16 protein-coding genes are annotated in these 21,394 nt (G+C 45.8%); 7 read left to right on the top strand and 9 right to left on the bottom strand.

Translation table 11 applies throughout. The features are described 5' to 3' along the window. Positions 1-9 precede the first annotated feature (9 nt). Complete coding sequence (locus K5Q73_RS18150) at positions 10-1,416, bottom strand: MATE family efflux transporter (protein ID WP_220765487.1); 1,407 nt, start codon at positions 1,414-1,416, stop codon at positions 10-12. Positions 1,417-1,534: 118 nt separating this feature from the next. On the opposite strand from K5Q73_RS18150, the gene K5Q73_RS18145 reads away from it, so the two are divergent. Both K5Q73_RS18145 and K5Q73_RS18140 read left to right on the top strand, forming a co-directional pair. Next, positions 1,535-2,413: a LysR family transcriptional regulator gene (locus K5Q73_RS18145; RefSeq protein ID WP_220765486.1), complete on the top strand. Its 879-nt coding sequence runs from the start codon at positions 1,535-1,537 to the stop codon at positions 2,411-2,413. Between the two features lie 296 nt (positions 2,414-2,709). Beyond that, on the top strand, positions 2,710-2,964 hold the full coding sequence (locus K5Q73_RS18140) for a hypothetical protein (protein WP_220765485.1): 255 nt from the start codon (positions 2,710-2,712) through the stop codon (positions 2,962-2,964). Positions 2,965-3,334: 370 nt separating this feature from the next. On the opposite strand, the gene K5Q73_RS18135 is transcribed toward K5Q73_RS18140, so the two are convergent. The 3 genes from K5Q73_RS18135 to K5Q73_RS18125 all read right to left on the bottom strand — a co-directional run bounded on the left by K5Q73_RS18135 (position 3,335) and on the right by K5Q73_RS18125 (position 8,136). Continuing rightward, on the bottom strand, positions 3,335-4,177 hold the full coding sequence (locus K5Q73_RS18135; RefSeq protein ID WP_220765484.1) for a 23S rRNA (adenine(2030)-N(6))-methyltransferase RlmJ: 843 nt from the start codon (positions 4,175-4,177) through the stop codon (positions 3,335-3,337). Between the two features lie 135 nt (positions 4,178-4,312). Further along, positions 4,313-5,554, bottom strand: coding sequence for a helix-turn-helix domain-containing protein (locus tag K5Q73_RS18130; protein WP_220765483.1), 1,242 nt, complete (start codon positions 5,552-5,554; stop codon positions 4,313-4,315). Between the two features lie 290 nt (positions 5,555-5,844). Then, the gene (locus tag K5Q73_RS18125) at positions 5,845-8,136 is read right to left on the bottom strand and encodes a cytochrome C (RefSeq protein ID WP_259650840.1); all 2,292 of its coding nucleotides are present in this window, start codon (positions 8,134-8,136) and stop codon (positions 5,845-5,847) included. Between the two features lie 284 nt (positions 8,137-8,420). Between K5Q73_RS18125 and K5Q73_RS18120 the strand changes: the two genes are divergently transcribed. Both K5Q73_RS18120 and K5Q73_RS18115 read left to right on the top strand, forming a co-directional pair. After that, positions 8,421-9,182: a class I SAM-dependent methyltransferase gene (locus tag K5Q73_RS18120; RefSeq protein ID WP_220765481.1), complete on the top strand. Its 762-nt coding sequence runs from the start codon at positions 8,421-8,423 to the stop codon at positions 9,180-9,182. Between the two features lie 253 nt (positions 9,183-9,435). After that, positions 9,436-10,695 (top strand): hypothetical protein, encoded by a 1,260-nt coding sequence (locus K5Q73_RS18115; RefSeq protein ID WP_220765480.1) that lies wholly within the window; start codon positions 9,436-9,438, stop codon positions 10,693-10,695. Positions 10,696-10,835: 140 nt separating this feature from the next. Here the strand turns inward: K5Q73_RS18115 and K5Q73_RS18110 are convergent, their stop codons facing one another. After that, positions 10,836-12,254, bottom strand: coding sequence for a magnesium transporter (locus K5Q73_RS18110; RefSeq protein ID WP_220765479.1), 1,419 nt, complete (start codon positions 12,252-12,254; stop codon positions 10,836-10,838). 305 nt (positions 12,255-12,559) lie between these two features. On the opposite strand from K5Q73_RS18110, the gene K5Q73_RS18105 reads away from it, so the two are divergent. After that, positions 12,560-13,033, top strand: a complete 474-nt coding sequence (locus K5Q73_RS18105) for a peroxiredoxin (protein WP_220765478.1) — start codon at positions 12,560-12,562, stop codon at positions 13,031-13,033. 44 nt (positions 13,034-13,077) lie between these two features. On the opposite strand, the gene K5Q73_RS18100 is transcribed toward K5Q73_RS18105, so the two are convergent. The 3 genes from K5Q73_RS18100 to ompR all read right to left on the bottom strand — a co-directional run bounded on the left by K5Q73_RS18100 (position 13,078) and on the right by ompR (position 17,195). Continuing rightward, positions 13,078-15,018 carry a methyl-accepting chemotaxis protein gene (locus K5Q73_RS18100; protein WP_220765477.1) on the bottom strand — a complete coding sequence of 647 codons (1,941 nt, stop codon included), beginning with the start codon at positions 15,016-15,018 and terminating at the stop codon, positions 13,078-13,080. A 111-nt stretch (positions 15,019-15,129) separates the two neighbouring features. After that, complete coding sequence (gene envZ, locus K5Q73_RS18095; RefSeq protein ID WP_374706883.1) at positions 15,130-16,452, bottom strand: two-component system sensor histidine kinase EnvZ; 1,323 nt, start codon at positions 16,450-16,452, stop codon at positions 15,130-15,132. A 17-nt stretch (positions 16,453-16,469) separates the two neighbouring features. Continuing rightward, positions 16,470-17,195, bottom strand: coding sequence for a two-component system response regulator OmpR (gene ompR / locus K5Q73_RS18090; protein WP_220765476.1), 726 nt, complete (start codon positions 17,193-17,195; stop codon positions 16,470-16,472). A 338-nt stretch (positions 17,196-17,533) separates the two neighbouring features. Between ompR and greB the strand changes: the two genes are divergently transcribed. After that, positions 17,534-18,013 carry a transcription elongation factor GreB gene (gene greB / locus K5Q73_RS18085; RefSeq protein ID WP_012157206.1) on the top strand — a complete coding sequence of 160 codons (480 nt, stop codon included), beginning with the start codon at positions 17,534-17,536 and terminating at the stop codon, positions 18,011-18,013. 153 nt (positions 18,014-18,166) lie between these two features. Further along, positions 18,167-20,512, top strand: coding sequence for a Tex family protein (locus tag K5Q73_RS18080; protein WP_220765475.1), 2,346 nt, complete (start codon positions 18,167-18,169; stop codon positions 20,510-20,512). A 51-nt stretch (positions 20,513-20,563) separates the two neighbouring features. Here K5Q73_RS18080 and K5Q73_RS18075 read toward each other — a convergent pair whose 3' ends face one another. Next, entirely contained in the window at positions 20,564-21,058 is a 495-nt protein-coding gene (locus K5Q73_RS18075) for a hypothetical protein (protein WP_220765474.1), read from the bottom strand. Positions 21,059-21,394 lie beyond the last annotated feature (336 nt).

Genomic DNA, 21,394 nt, shown 5'->3' with positions numbered 1-21,394 from the left:
CTTGAAGTCTTAACTCACGAGCGCCGTAGTAATGGCTGCATCGCTCGTTAGCTGTTTATCTTGCTGCTCTGTCGACTGTTTTTTTCTCGACTGCACATCAAGCCATACCATAGGCACTACGATAAGGCACAGTGCGATGTTGGAGAGTGGCATCGCCATCCACACACCTTCTACTCCCATAACCTTAGGTAGAAAATAGAGGAATGGTAGCTGAATTAGCATATTGCCGCAGGCGATGACCAGCGCCTTCACACCTTGATTCGTCGCCATAAAGTACACCGACGAAAGCGCAATAAAACCATCTAACGGCATAGCAAACAGATGCATTTTGATACCATCAATTGCGGTGGCAATTAGCAAGGGATCATCGTTATTAAACAGTCCGACCATGGTTTCTGGTAATAGATTCAGCAGTAGTACCCAGCAGGTCCCTGCAATCAAAGTCACCTTTACCGACAGCTTAAGCATCTTGTTAATGTTTTTATGCTGCTCTGCGCCATAGTAATAGCTCACAGGTGGTTGCATACCTTCGGCCACACCTTCAGCAACTAAGTAATACAGCACCATTAAGTAGCCAACAATGGCGAAGGCGCCAACGGTAAGCGGCGTACCATATTCGGTGAATAATCGGTTATGCAGGGCAAATACAAAGCTAGTGTACAAATACATAAATAAGCTTGAAGAGCCTAACAGCACGATTTGCTTGCCAAAGGCAGCGTTAAACCAGCTAAATTTTGCTGACCAGTTAATGCTGCTTAATCGAGAACAAAAGTAAAAAAGGCCTAAAAGACAGACAACCGCCTGTGCACTAATGGTGGCAATTGAAGCGCCCAATAATCCAAAGTTAAATACACCAATTAACAAGTAATCGAGCAAAATATTGATACATGCGCCCAGTACCATCAATCCTGTGGCAATGTTTGGGCTTTCATCATTTCTGATAAGCAAAGGGATAGCTGAAGCTATTACAGTAATTGCAGTGCCCCAGGTAAACACGCCGATATAATCTTGCGCCATCACTAAGGTGTTGCCCGCACCGCCTTGAGCGATAAGAAAGAAGTCACTGAATACTGATAAAATCGCAGTCGATACGCCAGCTAAGGCAAGCATGATGACTAAGCTACTGGTTAGAATCGTCGCGGCAGCGCGGGTGTCACCTTTACCGCGTTGAATCGACAATAAGCTGCCACTACCCATGCCCACCATGATGCCGAAACCCACCATAAAGTAGATCACTGGCCAGGCCATATTTATAGCCGCGAGCCCCTCGAAACCTATGTAATGACCAATGAAAATACCGTCAACGATTTGGTATAAACCGTTAACCAGCATGGCTGCAATGGCTGGCAAGGTATAACGCCAGAATGTACGGCTAATTGACTGAGCCTGAGTGTTTTCGATGCTTGGATCTAACATGGGAATATCAATATTGAACAATAAAGCTGGGCAAGTTACTCTGTATTTAAGATTGAATAAAGTTGGTTGATATCTGTTTTTGAGATAGGTGTTGAGCGGGTATTTAAATAGGCTGAGTATGAATTGGACAATTGATGAGCTTAACGCCTTTGTAAATTCGGTAAAGCTAGGCTCGTTTTCTGCGGCGGCGCGCAAAATGGGTAAAGCGCAGTCACGTATTAGTACTGCAATTAGTAACTTAGAGGCTGGCTTAGGCTTTGAGCTGTTTGACCGCAGCGCAAGGCTTCCAGTGCTCACTACGCTTGGCGAAGAGATGTTTATTGAGGCGCAGTCAGTTCTGGCTCAGTGCCAACGCCTTAATGCGCGGGCGATGACAATAACCTCGGGTGAGGAGATAAGCCTTACCGTAGCTATGGATGAAGCGGTACCTGTTACCGCTTTTGAGGCGCTGTTTCAGCGTATATCGACTCAATATCCATTGCTTAAACTCACTATTATCAATGGCTCCCAAGAGGATATTGCAGCATGGGTGGATGCAGGGCGCGCAGATATAGGCATTTTATTCCACACCTCGACATTACTACCTGACTCGCTCGATTTTATGTCAATAGGCCAGTTCAAGCAGAGCTTAGTCGTAGCGCCGACTCATGCATTAGCGTCTAACCCTGCGCCAACCTTAGAGGAGTTAATGCAATACCGGCAGCTGGCCATTTGCGATATTACTGGCCAGTCGCAAATACCGCCTTTGTCGGCAAATTATTGGTATATCGACAGCTACTATTACATCGTCGCTCTGGTGTTGCAGGGCGTAGGCTGGGCATTAGTGCCTGAGCATGTGGCTAAATCAGAATGGTACATTGAAGATTTAAAAGAGCTTTCAAGCGAGTATATTACCGAGCCATTACTGGTGGAGATGGGCGTGGTGAATCGCCGCGATAAACAAATAGGCCCAGTGATGCACTGGCTATTTGATGAGTTGCATTCGGTGTTGCAATGATAATAAAGAAGGTACTAGGGCGTTCGCAGGCTCACTGCTAGGACGGTGCTACGCACCTACGAGGACGCCAACAAGTTGGCTACTAGGAAAAGCTTAAAGATAACAGCTCTACATCTTTTTGCTTTACCGTCTTAGCTTTCCCTAGGACCTCGAATCTATCTTAGCTTTTCCTAGAAGTGACGCAGTCACGCTCTCGCAGGGCGAAGCCCGTCCTCGTCTTAGTTTTTATTCGAACCTAGAATCTAATCACTGCAAAGTGTTAATGTTTGATAATGCAGTCATTAAAAAGGGAAGCTATGAAACGGAATTCGTTTGTGTTGTTGATTTTACTGGTGTTAAACAGTGCAGGGTGTTCATCAAACTCAGTGGCAAATGCTGGCTGTGATTTTGTCAGTGGCGCACATGGTAATGCGGAGCAAAGAGAACAGCGACAAGTGATTGGTGGCAGTTCGGAAGCATCAGCGAATAATAGAGATACTGAGGTGGGGATCATCAATGCCATTTTGGGCGTGTTTACACGTCAGGTTAACGATGATGAAGAGTGTTTATAGGCATCAGGTACTAGGGCGTTCGCAGGCTCACTGCTAGGACGGTGCTACGCACCTACGAGGACGCCAACATTTAAGATAGGGCACTCGCAAGCTCGTTTCTAGGACGTTCGCAGGCTCACTTATAAAAAAGGTACTAGGACGGTGCTACGCACCTGCGAGGACGCTTCGCTGCTAGAGCGGACTTCGTCCTGCTATACAAGCAAAAACAGGCACATTGTTATCTTTTACTTTTTTGCTTTTCCGGCCTTACCCGGCTGTAACCGTCTTAGTTTTTCCTACGGCCTAGGACCTCGAACCTTTCTTAGCTTTTCCTAGAAGTGACGAAGTCACGTCTCGCAGGGCGAAGCCCGACCTCGTCTCAGCTTTTTCTTTATTCCGGCACTTCCTGCTTAACGGTTGTCTTGCCACCGTTATGGCCGATGCGGCGCTCTAAATAATCTAGCATCTCTTTGGCGGTAGTATCTAGCTGCCATGGTGGGTTGATTATCCACAGGCCTGCTGCTGTCATACCGAATTCATTGCTATCAGGCTTGATTGCTTGCTCGATACGTAACTGGTTTTTAATGCCGCTTTCAGCTAATAATTTAAGCATGCCTTCAGTTTGGTCGCGATCAACAACCGGATACCACAGCATAAATACGCCGGTAGAAAAACGCTTATGCGCTTTAATAATCGCTTTGGCTACATCTTGGTAGTCTGTTTTGATTTCGTAACTTGGGTCAATCAAAACCACGCCGCGACGCTCAAGCGGTGGTACGGCTGCAATTAGGCCTTTAAGACCATCGCCCTTGATAACGCGTACAGCGCGATCGCCGCTAAACTGCTCGTCCAAGGTTAAAAAGTCGGTGCCGTGTAGCTCGTGTAATACCATGCGGTCTTTCTCACGCATGTTCATATCAACAAAAGCAGGTGAGCCTGGGTAGAACTCTAACTCTTGTTTGCCCTGATTGAAGTGTTTTACATCTTCAATGTACTGCACTAAAGATTCTGGTAAGTCGGTTCTTTCCCATAGTCTGGCTACGCCATCTAGGTATTCGCCGGTTTTCTTTGAAAACTCGTCAGTTAACGCATAACCGCCAGCACCTGCATGGGTGTCGATATAAGCCATTGGCTTATCTTTTTTGTGCATGAGTTTAAGCACTTGTAGCAAAATTGCGTGCTTGAGAACATCGGCATAATTGCCTGCGTGGTAGCCGTGACGATAACTTAACATTGCGTTTAAAACCAAAGATGGAAAGAACGCTGATTATATACCCAAACCGTACGGATGTGCAGAACTCAGTGCTAATCGAGAGGCGGGAAAGCAGCCAAAGCGGTTATTTGACTGCAGGTTAGCGCAAATAGCCGCTTACAACTTAAGGGTTTGCCGCTGCATCCACATAATATTGTCATTTACTAACGGCAGTTGCCAAATGGCGGTGCCATCGTCTTGATAGACGCGGTAGAAGCTTAACTGTTCTTGGGTTAAATGCTGTTTTCTTAGGGCCAAATAGATGATTTGCGCGGTATCAGACAATGCATTAGGCGATGAAAGGCTGGTTTTACTGACTTCAATATCAAACCGCTCAACTCTGCGCTGCTGCCACTTTTCAGTTGTTCGCTTAAATTGACCACGGATCTCGTAACGGATCGGTGTGGTGTAGCAGTCTTCATCTGTGATGCAGGCTGCGAAGTAAAATATGCCGCTATCAGGTGCTAGATCAACCAGTGAAATACGTATGTCGCTGCGAACTAAGCGGTGATCATCAATCGAGAAGTACAGATCGCCATGATAAATCTGCTCTTTTAAATCGCCTTGATGCTTTTTAAGCTCTGGTAGGTCTAACTTGTTATAGGTCTTCTGCTCCATCCTGATCTTAGTGGTTAGAAAATCAGATAACTCTAGTTGGCTACCATGTGCGGTTTCGCTACTGATATTGATCAGCTGGTTGCCGCTGCATTGATCTTGTTGGTAGTCAGGGCAAATAGCAAAGCTGTCCATCTTGTCGCTAAGCAGTGCAAAGCTACTAAAACTAGTGAATGGCGCTTGCCAATTGGGTTCGTTACTTATTTGGTTAGCAAGGCGTTTATTAGCTATGTCGGCCGACAACTGCACTTGGTCGGCGGCTGTAAACACTCGGACATTGCCACTGACGTTACTGAGTTTACTGTGTACTAAGTTCTCGTTATAAGGCGCTTGATGATGGTTAAGATAAGCGTAACTGAGCAAGATAACGGAGGCGATAACCGCTATGGCAAATAGCAGTGCCGCTGTTGGCTTTTTAAAGCGATGGTTACTTTGGTTTTGCGTTGCAAGGTGCAGCACATAGCCGTGCCTTGGAATGGTTTTTAGCTCGACTTCTGGATAGTTAACTAGCTTTTTTCTGAGCACGCTAATGCACTGTTGTAGTGACGATGCTGAAACGACTCTGTCGTGCCAGCCAGCTTCTAGTAGGGCTTCTCGGGTAATTAGGGTGCCTTGATGCTTGAGCATCAGTTGTAGCACCGCAGTCTCGGCGAAGCTGAGTTCGATACGTGACGAGTCTTCAGCATCAAATAGATGTTGCTGAACCACGTTTAAGCTTAGCGTTGACGTTAGTTGCACTGGCATTCTCTAATAAAACAGATATCAAATTGAGTATATTCTGAGGTTCATTGTGGTGGAAATCTAAGCCTGTAAACTTTGATCGACTTCCTGATTTATGGCGACCTTGCAGGCTAGCTCAACTATTGTTGCGGCGTGAGAAAGTCCATTTATTCATAAAAACACTTAATTTAGGTAAGCTCTTTTACGGATTAATAGTGGCGTAATTTTTATGGGTACAAAAGTTGCAGCCCAACGTAAAACGTTGGGCTGCTTGATATCTTTTGCAGGGACATCAATTACTTTTGGGTTGTACCTTAAAGGTTATGTACCTGTTTAAGGTTGTCTAGTGAGTGACAAACGGCGCACGCTTCAACTTGTAGCTCGTTGGCAGCAACGCCAAATCGACCACCGTTTTGCTCCATATGGGCGCGTACGGCTTTGTTGATTACCATCTTACCGTTAGCGTCTTCTTGCTTAGCATGACAAGCGTAACAAGTTGCCGAAACAGGTGAAGTGTAGGCATCAACCGTGATATCGGTTGCTGGGTGAGCACGTGAATCTGGATCGTAGTCCAAGTCTAGTGCTAATGGGCGACCAACAGCGGTTAAACGGTCAACGCCAAAGGTGTCACCTTCGTGACAGCGGTAACAGTTTGCTTTGTCTGCTGGGAACTCGATATTACGCACACCATTTTCACGGTCTTGAGTGGCACGTTGATTAGTGTGCAGTGAGTGCATCCATACCTTGTGATCTGGGTGACTTACGGTTAACTGCTCAACATAATCCCAGTCGCTTGGTTTAGTGTGCATTTCACGAATAGCCTGAGTCGGTGGCGTGTTCGGGTTATGGCATGCCAGACATGGGTCAACGATATCAGCGGTAGAGCTTAAGAAACCTGGCTTGCCGCCTGGCATCATAGCGCGCTCTTCAAACGGACGAATATGTTCGCCTAACTCATCATGGTCGTGACCAGAGAAACAAGTGGTATCGGCCAGCTCTTTGTTGATCTCTGTTTTGCGGCTATGGCAGCTACGACAAGCTAGCTCAGTGTTATCGTTAAACTCATCGTAACCGTGGCATGTACCACAAGTTTTGTTGCTCACAATTACAGGGCGCTTAGCTTCTGGTGCATCGGTTAGGCCATTTTTATCAAAGAACCAACGCTTGTTCGCTTCTGCATTTTTAGTGTGACCGGCTTGGTCACAGCTCACTAAGTTTTGTGCGCTATCGAAGCAGTAAATAAAGCGGTTAGTGATAAAGCCTGCATCATCAATTAAGTCGCCTGAGATAGCGTCTTGAGTAACAATTGGGCCCATTAGGTAAGTAAACACATTGTCTTGTGAGCCATGTAGCGGTGTACGCTCACGTTCGCCAGCTGGTGTGTTAACACTGCCATCTTGAGTAATGTCTTTCTTGTTACTCTTAACGAAAATGCTGTAACCACGGCTGGTGGTGAAGTCGACTGAGGTGCCCCAGTTAACATATAGCTGTAGGTTCTTAATCCAATCAGCATCGGCAGGGTTGTTGTTAGCCACGCTAATGCGCTCGCCTTGGCGATCGATTAGTGCAAAGCTGATTTCAGCATAATGCTCACCGTCTTGCTCAACAAGCTTGGCGGTTTCTAAGCTAACGTTAACGATGTTGCGCTCATCTTCAGCAACGGCTTTTTCTGACTTACTTAAATGTACCTCATAAGTATTTTCTGGCGAGTGACAGGTCAAACAGCTGCCATTATCTGGTTGAGTACTGTGGTCGTAAACTGGGTTGGTTGTCATGTCGTGACAGCTAGAGCAGGTTTCACGGGTCGGTACTAAATTCCAGTTCGTGGCTTGCAGCTCAGTTTCGCTCACTTCTTTAGCATGACAGCTAGCACAGTTGCCTAGTGCTTGTGGGGTAATGCCAATATGCGCGGTATGTGCTAATACAGGCCAAACCATAGCTGGGTTGTCCATATTGTTGCTAGTGTGGCAACTTGCGCAGTTTTCAATGTTAGCGCCGCCGTGTTTAATTGAGGCGATATCATCATGACAGCTTAAACATGAGCTACCGTCGATGATGCCGCGGTTATCAGTGACTTCGCTGCCATCAACTTTAAAGTCAGAGGTAACTTCAGTTGCTGGAACATTATCGGTTGCTAGTACGCTAAATAGTACGCGTTGGGTAAAGTCGCCGTTATGGCTTACGCCGCCCATAGATAGTGGGGCATTCATGGTGTAGCGGTAGCTACCGTCCATATTGTCAACTAAGGTACCTTCGCAGCCTTTAGCTGGAGAACAGGTTTCACCTGCTAGCTTTTGCCATTGTGAACGCTCGCCTTCAATTTGCGGCAATAGCTGCGCAGCATTGACTTTAATCGCGGCAATTTTGATTACCGGAATAGCCAGTTCGTTCTCGGCGCTGAAGTCGATACTCAGCACATTATCGGTAATAGCGGTGTTTGTTAGCGTTAGTGTCAGCACTTCAGCTTGAGTGGTGGTATTGCCGCCTGGTTGGCCATCTTCGCCGTCTTTACCATCATCACCAGAACAGGCTGTCATGCCCATTGAGCATGCAGCAAGAAGCGTGGCATAGCACAGCTTTTTATTAAAGGTTTTTGGAGTCATCATCATTTTTACCCTGCTTATTTTCTTTTTAGAGCCAGTTGATTTATCAATGGCGCAAAAAGTGTGCCTGATGCAGATTGACTAGGATGTGAACAAATACCTATTTATAGTTATCTTGAAGGTTTTTAGGTGCTTTTCAGTTGATTTGAGCCGTTTTGAGGAGTTTTGAGGTGCATAATTGTTCAAAATACCTCTGAAATCACTGTTAGAGGTTAAAGTGGTAGATATAGTTTCCGCATGTGTAGTGGTATCATCACAGTGTCAGTATTTCTAACTAGAGCCTAATTGTGACCAGCATTTTCTTTAATCGCCATTACCCAACAATCGAATCCGCCAGTGAACGCTGGGGGCTTGTTTACGATCCCGATGCAGAATTTGAATTGGTATTTGAAGACGATGTACTGACATTAATCAAACGTGATGAGCCTAAATTAAAAGGCATTTCGGTAGACTTTGTGTCTGGCGCAGTGGCCCATCGGCGCAAATTTGGTGGTGGTCGTGGTCAATCAATCGCTAAAGCGGTCGGCCTTAAGCAAGGTGTTATGCCTACCGTGGTTGATGGTACAGCGGGTCTAGGACGCGATGCATTTGTACTGGCAAGCTTGGGCTGTAAAGTGCTGATGGTTGAGCGTCATCCTATTGTGGCTGCACTATTAGAAGATGGCTTGCGCCGCGCCTATGAAGATGCTGAAATTGGCGATTGGATGCGTGAGCGTATGAGTTTGTTTCATGGCTCAAGTATTGATTCGTTAGCTGATGCTGCTAAAGCGTCAAATACCGAAGTGGATGTGGTGTATCTCGACCCTATGTATCCGCATCGTGAAAAATCCGCGTTAGTGAAAAAAGAGATGCGTGTGTTTCAGTCTTTAGTTGGCGCCGATCTTGATGCTGACGGCCTATTAGCACCGGCTATGGCACTCGCCACAAAGCGCGTCGTGGTTAAGCGCCCTGATTATGCCGACGACTTAGATGGCGCAAAACCTAGCATGGTGATCGCTACTAAGAAAAACCGCTTCGATGTATATGTGAAAGCGGCGATGACGGCTTAGTTTAGATGAAATAAAGCGTAACGTTTTGGCATTTGATAACACTCGAATCTGCCAATTTCCGTAAAGATTGCCTCTTGTTAGATTAGCTAATAAGGGGCTTTTTATTGTCAGGTCATTCATGCGCTAGATAACAGTTAAGCATTATTGTTTAGCTGACACTATGAGAACATAAAAAATAATGCTTATATTCAAAGCACTTGAGTCTGCAGCAGAAGCAATACAGCAAGCGGCGGGATTAATGTGAGAAGAATAAGTGAACAGAACGGCTAGTATTCAAGACGCAGTATTAACACCATTTACTCGAAGTATTTATCAAAAAGCATCCCTAGTTATCGGTTTAGGGTTACTGATTTGCTCTTGCTTTTATGATGCTCAGTCTTTCTCGATAGTGTTGACTGGTTTAGTCACGGTTTACGTTATTGTCAGTTTTGCTTTTAAACCTAAGCTACGCCAGCATATTTACCTTAAAGATGGTTCATTACGGGTATCAAAGTCGGCGCGAATGTCTGGCCTTGATAAATGGGTCTTTGGTTTTTCGATAGCGATTGCCGCTGTGAGCAATATCTATGCTTTGGCGAATATCACCATGGTAATGGTTGGTGTTGTGGCATATCAAATATGCCTATCTGTATTGGTTTACAGACGGTTGCATGGCCAAGATGAGTTTGTTTTACCCTTGGCTGAGAAGTATTTTCTGCTCGAGAACAAGCAGTCTAAGTGTTTGCTACTGCAAAGGTTTGATATCTATTTAGTAAAACAGCCCGCTGAAATATTACCGCAGCCTGCAGCTGGAGAAGTGGAGCAAAACGAAGCTAAACAGCGGGAACTTGTGTTTGTTGGCACTATCTATCTAGAAGAAGACCCATTCGAAGGTGATGATGCAAAGGCTATCATTACACAGCTAAATAAGCATTTGCCGATGACGCCGGGATACACTATGACTAAAAAGTCGTGGCGTGATGGTATCAAGTCATTTTGCTTTGGACTTGCTGGCCTATACGTTTACGTTTTTTGGCTGCCTAGCTTGTTTAAGTTTATGTTTCCGATAGGCCGTTATCGGAGCAAATTCGGTGATGTCATTTATCGAACTGAATCTATGTCAGATTGGGGAGTGATCTTTATGATGGTCATTATGTTTATCATGCTCGCTTTACCTTGTTTGGCTTATGTATTTTGCTTTTATAGTGAGGTTAAATCTCGCTCCTTTAAGGCGGTTTGTGTAACTAAAGAGGAGCTTTGGTTGTTAACTCCGGGCGTAAATGGTCACGATTCGAGAAAGATATTACGCGCTGAAATGGCTCACATCAGCTGGGCTGATGTTCAAGCAGGGGCGGAAGATGTAGGCCCACCGCGTTTATATATCGACGGTGATATAAAGCTGATTGGAGTGGATACTAATCTCATATCATTAAGCGGTTGGGCGTGGGGAGGGCGATTCATTCTCAATCATTTAGTGAAACTAGGGCTGCCAGTGAGATTAGTACGGCAAGATAATCAGCTAAGAGTCGAGTAGCCAAGTACATTTATGGGCCTGATCACTCAAGGCTTTGTTTACTTATGGTTTTTCAATCGAAAAAATTAAGGAAAGCCTAGCTGTTTAGCTAGGCTTTGTTGTTTCTGCGCTTGGTAAAATACAGCAGCTAGTAACAGTCGTTAGTATAAGTACAGTACTGAAGCTAAACCTAAGAAGCAGAAGAAGCCCACTACGTCAGTAACCGTGGTTAATATCACGGAGCCTGACAGCGCAGCGTCTTGATTCATCTTTTGCAAGATCATCGGCACCATGACACCGGCAATGGCCGCCACCGCCATATTAATCAAAATGGCTGCACCGATTACGGTGCCGATAATCGGATCACTAAACCACCATCCGGCAATCAAACCAATTACGATAGCCCACAACACGCCATTTAATATGCCTATGCCAAGTTCGTTCTTGAGTAGTGATATGACGTTACCCGAGGAGATCTGTCCCATGGCCATGCCGCGGATCATCAAGGTGAGTGACTGACTACCTGCGATGCCACCCATGGACGCTACAATTGGCATCAGAACCGCCAGAGCGACCACTTTTTCAAGCACATTTTCAAACAAGCCAATGGTGGCCGAGGCTAAAAAGGCAGTGAGTAAGTTAATCCCCAGCCAGACAGCACGGCGACGAGCACCTACGGTAATAGGCGCGAACAAATCGTCGTCCTCGTCCATACCCGCGGTAGCCATTAACTGGGCTTCATAATGTTCACGCACCAGAGCGGTGGCGGTGCGCAGCGTCATACGGCCAATCATGATGCCGTTGGCATCAACAACCGCAATTTCTAATTCGTTACTGTGCTCAATCGCTTCAGCGGCTTCAATCAAGCTAGAATCAGCAAGAATTGAGCGACTGTCTTCCCAGAGTAAGCTTTCTAAAGTGCTTTCGGGCGCGGCGCGAAATACATCGTGGCGGCGTACACTACCAATATATTTATCGTCATCATCGAGCAAAAATACATGGTCATTACAGTCGAGTTTGATCCGGCGGAAAAAACGCTGGGCTTGTGACACGGTAGAAGTCAGATTTAGCGCTAAGAATTGATGCTCAGCATAACGGCCAATCTCATTTTCAGAGTATTGGTCATAGCGATCATAGTGCTGACGTTGGCGCTCGCCCATTTGTGACAGTGCGCGCTCGGTCATCGCGTCAGATAAAGTGTCACTCCACTCAATCAAGTCTTCAGGTGAAATCTGCGAGAATAATAGGTCGAGTTCAGGTTCCGGCATCTCATCTAGAATGCCGTTACGCGGATCGGCGCGCATCAAGTCTAGTACAGCAATGCGCTCGTCAGTATCAACCTGCAACCAACGCTCGTAACGCTCATCTAGCGGTAATGATTCTAGCAATAGCGCGACGGTACCAGACTCTGCCTCTTCTAGCATCTCATCGAAAAGCTCAGCTTGCTCTTCACCTTCTGCATTAGTCAGTTGCTCAACCGATTGGCTCACTTCAACCATAGATAACTCAGGCGCTTCATATTCTGACTCGCTTGGTTGTTGGTTGTTATCGATAGGGAGTTCATCTTTTGGCAATGACATGATTATCTGACCTTAAACAGAGGCTTAAAAAGTGCGCAACTATATTGATTAAATCGTTAACTCGCAATGAGTTTTATAGAGTTAAAACTAAAGTCTAGCTAATGCCAATAATAGCATTTTGCAGTGTTGATGTGGTAGAGCTGGGTTGAAAGGGAACATATGGTTTAGTGTTATTCCAAATTCATAGGCTAGGGTGGAGGTTAATGTCGCTATACCCCTGCTTCCTATCAGTGTTTATTTGGTGTTAATTCAACTAGGATTAGGCAACTGTTTTCAACTTAGCTATATAAAGAAGGGATAATCTGATGATTGAACAAGGCCAAAAACTACCTGCAGGCACACTCGCTGAGCTGACTAAAGATGGCATGGTTAACCATGATGTCGCTGAGCTATTTACCGCTAAGAAAGTGGTACTGTTTGCTGTGCCGGGTGCATTTACACCAACTTGCTCTGAAGCACATCTGCCAGGTTTTATCGTATTCGCTGATCAACTTAAAGCTAAGGGCGTAGACTTGATAGCTTGTGTTTCGGTAAACGACGCTTTTGTGATGAAAGCTTGGGGTGAAACTCAAAATGCAGCTGAGCTAATGATGTTAGCTGACGGTGATGCCAGCTTTACTAAAGCGCTGGGACTAGAGATGGACACAGCTGCATTTGGTGGAGTGCGCTCTCAGCGTTATGCCATGGTGGTAGATAATGGTGTAGTGACGACGCTAAATATTGAAGCGCCGAAATCTTTTGAGGTGAGCACGGCTGAAGCGATTTTAGCAGCACTTTAAGTAGGACTGCTTTAAGTAAAAGAGGGCCGCATGGCTCTTTTTTATTAAGCAGCTTTAATCCCTAAGCTTATCTCTATACTATCAACACTTTGTTGCACTTCCTGTGCAATGATTTCACTTTGATCTGATGCTGCCTTGGCGTGATTTTTAAGGCTTATCATCGCAGTGGCAAAGTCATCTAAATGTCGGACTTGCTGTTGAGTATGTTGGGCGCCTTGTTGAGCGGTAATCGCCATTTCACTGGCTTGTGTCTGCACGCTTTGGGCGACTTGCCATAGGCTGTTGGCGCGGGATTTCTGTACTTGGGTAGCATCTTTAATCCCTTCCACTCTGGAGTCTAAGTCGTTGTTGGCTTGAGTGAGTTGATTGAGTATATCCATAATCTCTTGCAGAGATACTTGAGTGCGCTGTGAAAGGTTGCGCACCTCCTCTGCCACCACGGCAAACCCTCGCCCCTGTTCTCCCGCTCTGGCCGCTTCGATAGCTGCATTTAGTGCCAGTAGATTCGTTTGTTCGGCAATATTTCCGATAACATCGATGATTTGTGACACATCGGCAACTGAGGTCGATAGACTGGTTAAGGCTTGATGACAATGGTCTACGGCAGAGCGAGTCTCGTCGGTCGCATCGAGAACTGCCTGGGCTTCTTGTTGGCTCTGCTGCATCTGCAGTTGCGTTTGCAGAGCGCTTTGTTCAACTTTCTCAGAGGTGTCACATACTTCTTTGGCTAAGGAGCGGATGTGCTCAGTCTGCTGCTGCGCGGTTAGCACGACTTGCTGAGTTTGCTCTGTGCTTGCAGAAATATGACCAATGCGATTCACTAGTTGGCTCAGCGAGTCAGAAACTTGTGTCATCTGTTGTCGTTGTAACTCATCTTCTTTTTCAAAACGATTGAGTAGCTGATTAAAATAATTGGCTATTTGCCCTGTTTCGCAGCGCCTGAGAATAGGGATACGTTCACGACTGTTTGATTCGGTGAGTTTATGAAATGCTCTGTTAAGTTGCTTGAGCGGATTAACTACCCATTGCTGTAATAAAATGAGGTAAGTGGCGGCAAAAATAATTAAGATGGTAACCATGGTGTAGATGGCAAACATCAATCCCTGTTTCAGGAGTACATTCTGCTCTTGCTGCTGAGCACCTAGGGCTAATAACTGTTGCTCTATAACGCTAACATCTTGAATTAATGATAGTTGTGATTGTTGGTTCTCAATGATCAGCGCGTGAGTATTATCGATCTCTTTACTGTAGCGTTTACTTAGGCTAAGGAGTTCCGCTCGCGCATCTTCACCTATCTCTATGGTTTCTGGTTCATCTTCGCCAAGGGCAAACTCATCTGCTTCAAGTACCTCATAGATACCAATTAATGCAAGGGAGTCGAGCTGAGCATTCCATTCTTCTAATTCTGCTATTTGACTCTTTAATATGGACTTGAGCCGTTGCTCTTTGCCGACAAGGTAACCGTCACTTATCTGTGACAAGCTATAGACTAGCGGAGGTAACACTCTGGTTAACCTTAAGTATTGATCAGCGAGTGCAGGGTGTTCGCCTAAGCCTATAATGGCGTAATCGGCTAAACGAGCGTTGTAATCTAACATCTCTGATTCGGCGTGAGATAATAGCTGCCTCGGGTTGCCTGCTAACTTTCCAGCCGCTCGATACTCACCATCTAATGCTTGGGTAAAAGTTCCGACCACTTGCTGTAGATGTTTGGTTTTTAAATCGGCTAGTGAGGCTATTTGCTCCTGCATATGCTCAAGTTTAACTTTGGCAGCCTTAAGCTTACTGCTGTCTCCGCTGGATAAATAGCTATCGAGTTCACGCCTTATCTCGACTAAAAAACTCTGTTGGATCTGTTGCAGTTGTAGGGTCTGTTGCTCGATGGTCTGGCGCTTGTCGTTGCTCCAGAACACGACTGAGGCCAGTAACGCCGCAATCAATAACAGTGTAATTGAGGCCGAAAGGGAGAGAGTTGAGATTTTCATCTTACACGCCAAATACTTGAGATGGCGCTAGAGTATGGCTTTTTCGTTACACTAAAATTACAGCTAAGCCCTTAATTGAAATGACTTGAACAAAACTCATTCAGGGGATAACTATTCAATCGGTAACCAAACTTGAGCATGTAATCCACCTTCGCTGCGATTGGTGAGGATCACCTTGCCTTGGTGCCTATCGACAATACGTTTGATAATGGCAAGCCCTAAGCCTGAACCGACACTGCCGCGAGCGGTATCGCCTTGGGTAAAAGGTTGGAACAGTTTTGGGATCTGTTCTTCGTCAATCCCTGGGCCATTATCTTCAACACTAAAACCAACATACTTGCCGTTAAATTGTGAATTAATGCGTACCCATCCATTACCGTAGCGGTAGGCATTTTCGACTAGATTGCTGAGTACGCGTTTAACGGCGATGCCCTGCATCGGCACGCTTGGGCATTCAGTGAGCTCTGAATCAATGTTGCCTTCGCGGTTAGACTCAGCTTGAATCACGTCTTGAATTAAATCGTTGATCTGCTCGAGTTCGCGGGTGCCTTCTTGATCTTGCCTGATATAAGAGATGAACTGATTGATGATGGCGTCCATATCTTCAATATCGCTGACTATGCCATCTTTCAGATATTGATCTTCATCGACCATCATCTCTGATGCGAGTCGGATGCGTGTAAGAGGGGTGCGAAGATCGTGGGAGATCCCGGCCATCAACAGGGCTCTATCTTGCTCCAGTTGTTTCATGCTGTGAGACATCTGGTTAAAGGTGTTGGTCACCTCGACAATTTCTGTCGAGCCACTTAATGGCAGCGGTTTAGGGTAGTCACCACGAGATACGGCAATGGCAGCTTTTTGTAATCGCCTTAGCGGGCGGTTTTGCTGGCGGGCAAACCACCATCCACCGGCCACACTTAACGCGCCAATAACCATTAAATATAACGTCAGCGGTGAAAGATTTTTTTCGTTGAGGCCTGTTAATGGCACTTTAATCCAGATTGATGGTGCCTGAGGTGGGCGGATCCAGATCTCAAACTCTTCACCTTGAGCGATTCGGACCTCGGCTTCGCCACCTAAGTATTCAGACATTTGCGAAGATAAAAAATTGTAGTAGGTTGCGCGATCAATGCCCGCTATTCGAGCTTGCTTTTGGTTATAAAACTGCATGGTGTCATCGCGCACTTTTGCGTTAAGTGCGTCAACCATGGTGAGGTGTTCGCGGCCGATATCGACCCCATCGACGAACAGCAATTTTACTTGTCTTGCTATCAACTGGTTTATTTGCTGATAGCTGGGCTTAATGAAATAAACGGCAACAGAGATGTATGACACCAGCTGGTTAGTTAGCAGCAAACAGCCAATCAACATTACGGTTTGGCTGAAGGAACTGCGTGGCAGTAAGCGCTGCCACCATCGTCTGTTTATCGACATCTAGTTAAAAAGCTTATCTATTTACGTGACTGGCCGTCAGGCACAAACACATAGCCTAATCCCCACACGGTTTGAATATAGCGTGGGTTGGCGGCATCTTTTTCAATGAGTCGGCGTAGGCGTGAAACTTGTACGTCAATCGAGCGCTCCAGCGCAGAGTAATCACGGCCACGTGCCAGATTCATCAACTTATCACGTGAAAGAGGCTCTCTTGGGTGGCTGACAAGCACTTTTAACACGGCAAATTCACCACTCGTCAATGCGATACTCTCTTCGCCATGATGCATTTCACGGGTGGCAAGATTTAGAGAATATTCACCAAAAGTAATCTCTTCTTCTTGCTGAGTTGGTGCACCAGGCACGTCGGGTGTTTGACGACGCATAACGGCTTTAATACGGGCTAATAACTCTCGTGGATTAAAGGGCTTTGGTAAGTAGTCATCAGCACCTAACTCAAGACCGATAATTCTATCTACTTCATCGCCTTTGGCTGTCAGCATCACGATAGGGATTGGGTTGCCAGTTTGACGCAGTCGGCGACAGATAGAGAGGCCGTCTTCACCGGGAAGCATAAGATCGAGTACTAATAGGTGAAAGTTTTCACGCTCGAGTAGGCGGTCCATCTGTTCGGCATTGGCGGCGCTACGTACTTGATAACCTTGCTCCATCAGGTAACGTTCTAATAATGCGCGTAGTCTCATATCATCGTCGACGACGAGAATTTTTGAGGTTTCTTGTCCCATGCTTAAGGTCCTTTTAACTCGGCGGCCAACTCTTTATTAGTAGGCAAATAGCTGATATTGAATGTGATTCATTCTAATATAGCTGTTTTAATATGTTAATGACTAGCAGGCATTTTTACTAATGCCACTAAGCCCCATCTTGAACATAAGACTCTTTGACCTAAGTTTTTGAATATAAGCAAATTTAATGCTTAATTGTTGGTTAGCTTAAATTGTAAGTAAATTGGCATAGCGTGCTACCGGCTCGATAAGCGCAATAGCTTTTAGCTAAGCTTTGCTGGATTTATGCTATTATTTTTGCCCATGAATTTTTATCCCCCCTTTAAAAAGTAGAAGCTATGAGAACCGCAATCGTCACTCGTGAAGGTTTCGAGAAACTGCAAAAAGAATTGAACTACCTTTGGCGCGAACATCGTCCTGAGATCACTAAAATTGTGAGTTGGGCTGCTAGTTTAGGTGATCGCAGCGAGAATGCTGATTATACCTTCAACAAGCGAAAGCTGCGTGAAATAGACCGTAGAGTCCGTTATTTGCGTAAGACGCTAGAAAATGTACAAGTTGTTGACTATTCACCGGCGCAAGAGGGCAAGGTTTTTTTTGGCGCCTGGGTTGAAATTGAAAATGATGACGGCAACAAGCTAGCGTTTAAGATTGTTGGGTATGATGAGATTTTTGGACGTAAAGACTATATCTCTATCGACTCGCCAATGGCCCGCGGTTTACTGAAGAAAGAAGTTGATGACGAAGCCGTGATTAAGACGCCGACAGGTGAACAGGTTTGGTATATCAATCGTATATCCTATCAAGGTTTTGAATAGGCCTTTAACCCTTTTCTTAACGGCAGTCTTAGGCTGCTCACTTCTTCTCTGGTCGGCTCTGCGACAAAATACCCTATTTGTGGATTAACCAAATCCATGGGCTGTGGTATCTTTGGCGCAATATCCTTTATTAACTAGGCTCGACCTCTATTTATGCAAAATATTGCACAGCTCATCGCTGAGGAACTTAATGTTCGTCAGCAACAAGTTATCGATACCATTTCATTACTCGACGATGGCGCAACTGTGCCATTTATCGCACGTTACCGTAAAGAAGCCACTGGTGGCTTAGATGACGCGCAATTGCGTACTCTTTACAGCCGTTTAGGCTATCTGCGCGATCTAAATGATCGTCGTAACGTGATTTTGTCGAGCATTGAAGCCCAGAGTAAGTTAACTCCTGAGTTGAAAGCGGCAATCAATGCTGCAGATAGCAAGACGCGCCTAGAAGATCTTTATTTACCTTACAAGCCTAAACGTCGTACTAAAGGTCTTATCGCCATTGAAGCCGGTATCGAGCCTTTGGCCGATTATCTGCTGGCAAACCGTCAGGTTGATTGCGACGCGGCGGCTCTTGAATATATCAATGCCGAGGCTGGCTTTGCCGATGCCAAGGCGGTACTCGATGGTGCGCGCTTTATCTTGATGGAGCGTTTCGCTGAAGACGCCGAATTGCTGCAAAAAATCCGTACTCAAGTAGAGCAAAATGCAGTGCTTGAGAGCCGTATGGTTAAAGGTAAAGAGAAAGAGGGCGCCAAGTTTAGAGATTACTTCGAGCATTCCGAAAAGCTTGCAAGAGTGCCATCTCATCGCGCGTTGGCGATGTTGCGTGGTCGCAACGAAGGCGCGCTAAGCCTAAGTATTAACGCCGATCCTGATCAGGAAGCTAAGCAGGCGAGTTACTGTGAAGTGATTATTATCGATCACTTTAAGCTAGGCTTGGGCGATGGCGCAGTAGACACTTGGTTAAAAACCGTGGTGGCGGCGACTTGGAAGGTGAAGGTTGCGCTGCAGATGGAAACTGAGTTTCTTGGCCGTACCCGCGATAGCGCAGAGCAAGAAGCGATTAAAGTATTTGCCCGCAACTTAGGCGACCTGTTGATGGCAGCTCCTGCTGGCGCGAAAGCGACACTAGGTTTAGATCCGGGTCTACGCTCCGGTGTTAAAGTGGCTATCGTCAACGACACCGGTAAGCTGATGGCACACACCACTATTTTCCCACATGCTCCACAGAATCAGTGGGACAAGTCGGTAAGAACCTTGGCTAACCTAGTGAAGATGCATAAGGTTGAGCTGATTGCTATTGGTAATGGTACAGCCTCACGTGAAACAGACAAACTTGCGGCCGACTTAATTAGCCAAGTAAAGGCTGAGTTACCTAAACTGACCAAAATCATGGTTAGTGAAGCAGGTGCTTCTGTGTATTCAGCATCTGAGCTAGCCTCTGAAGAATTTCCAAATATTGATGTTTCGATCCGCGGCGCGGTATCGATTGCACGTCGTCTGCAAGATCCATTGGCCGAGCTAGTGAAGATTGAGCCAAAGGCGATAGGTGTGGGTCAGTATCAACACGATGTGAGCCAGAGTCAGTTATCAAGCTCGCTTGAGGCCGTTGTCGAAGACTGTGTAAACGGTGTAGGTGTTGATGTGAATATGGCGTCTGCTGCGTTACTTGCGCAGGTTGCGGGTCTTAATAAAACTCTAGCACGAAATATTGTGACACACCGCGACGAGCAAGGTCGTTTCAATAACCGTAAAGCCTTGCTTAAGGTGGCACGTCTAGGGCCTAAAGCCTATGAGCAGGCTGCGGGGTTCTTACGTATTACAGAGGGCGATAACCCACTCGATAGCTCTTCAGTGCATCCAGAAGCTTATTCATTGGTAGAGTCTATTGCGACGGCAAAAGGTGTGTCAGTTGCAGAAATTATCGGTAATACAGAGCTACTTAATGCGCTTGAAGCAAAAGACTTTATTACTAGCGAGTTTGGTCTACCTACAGTAACCGACATTCTTGCTGAGCTGGATAAGCCTGGACGCGATCCTCGTGGTGAGTTTAAGACCGCCACCTTTAAAGAGGGCGTTGAAGAGATTAAAGATCTTAAGCTGGATATGATTTTAGAAGGTGTGGTCACCAACGTGACTAACTTCGGTGCTTTTGTTGATGTGGGTGTGCATCAAGATGGTTTAGTGCATATCTCATCGATGACCGACAAGTTTATCGACGACCCACATAAAGTGGTTAAAGCCGGCGATATCGTGAAAGTTAAGGTGATGGAAGTTGATGCTGAGCGTCGCCGTATTGGCCTAAGTATGCGTCTCGATGATAAAGCTGGTGATGCACCTAAGAGCGCACCGCGTCCAGCAAACCACCAAAACAAAGGTAGCCCTAATAAAGGCGCTAATCAACGTCCACAGCAAAAGACTCACAAACCAAAGCAGCAGGCTAATGCCGCAATGGGTAATGCCTTTGCCGACGCTTTCGCTAAACTTAAAAAGTAATCAGCGTTAATCGAGACACAAAAAAACCGACAACTGAGTTTGTCGGTTTTTTTATGCGGTTTCTAAAAAGTCCGGAGGACTACTCGGTTCAGTGCGCTGGTAGTAAAAAGCTTCAATCCTCACACCAAAATCTTGGTAAAACTGCAATGTTTCATTAGGCAAGCTTGGCTTGTTGTCGCTTTTCACCTCGCGGCTGGCTACCGTTTGCTCTGGGATTTTTATATCGCTGCGTTTGAGTGGACCGCGCTGGCTAAGAAGCTGTTTTAGGTTGAGTGCTGAGCTCTGTTTGTGCTTTTGTTGGCCAGATTGCTCTTGTTGAGACTGACCCTGCTGTTTTTCTTGCACCGACTCGCGAAGCTTAGCTTGGGTCTGTGTTTGATCGGCTGTGCGTTCATGCTGCGGATTAAAAGCACGTTCTTCGTGGCCTTTGGTTGGCTGCTGAGGCGGGATAATCGGTGGTCGCTGTTGGCTATCCGTGCGCGCAGAATCGGTTGCAGCATTAGATGTTGCAATCGGCACGTTGGGATAGTTGGTCACCACTAACATAATATTACCCGCTAAAAGTTATGTTTAAATATTAACCAATGTGGGGCGAAAAATAAAGCTAACTCTTTAGACGGGTTAGCTTTATCTTGATGCATTTTCGAATAACCAATGCGGTCTTATACCAATCAGTATAAACATTAAGTCACTCAGCGAGAGTTTAGCGGTTTTGAGGCAAGGTCATTAAATGCTCCTGCATTAGTGACATTCACCATATATGGACCCATCCGGTTTGCAAGATATTTAATATCGACTTTGAGAAGAGTTCATTGCACCCATATATTCGGCCTGTTATTGAGGTACTCCTCTGGCCCTGATGGATATTTGCTTCTACTTTCC

Origin of the sequence: Shewanella sp. MBTL60-112-B2, assembly GCF_019655055.1 — a bacterium.
Classification (GTDB): Bacteria; Pseudomonadota; Gammaproteobacteria; order Enterobacterales; family Shewanellaceae; genus Shewanella.
Note: the sequence above shows the minus strand (reverse complement) of the source record. Positions and strands in the feature narration are given on the sequence as shown.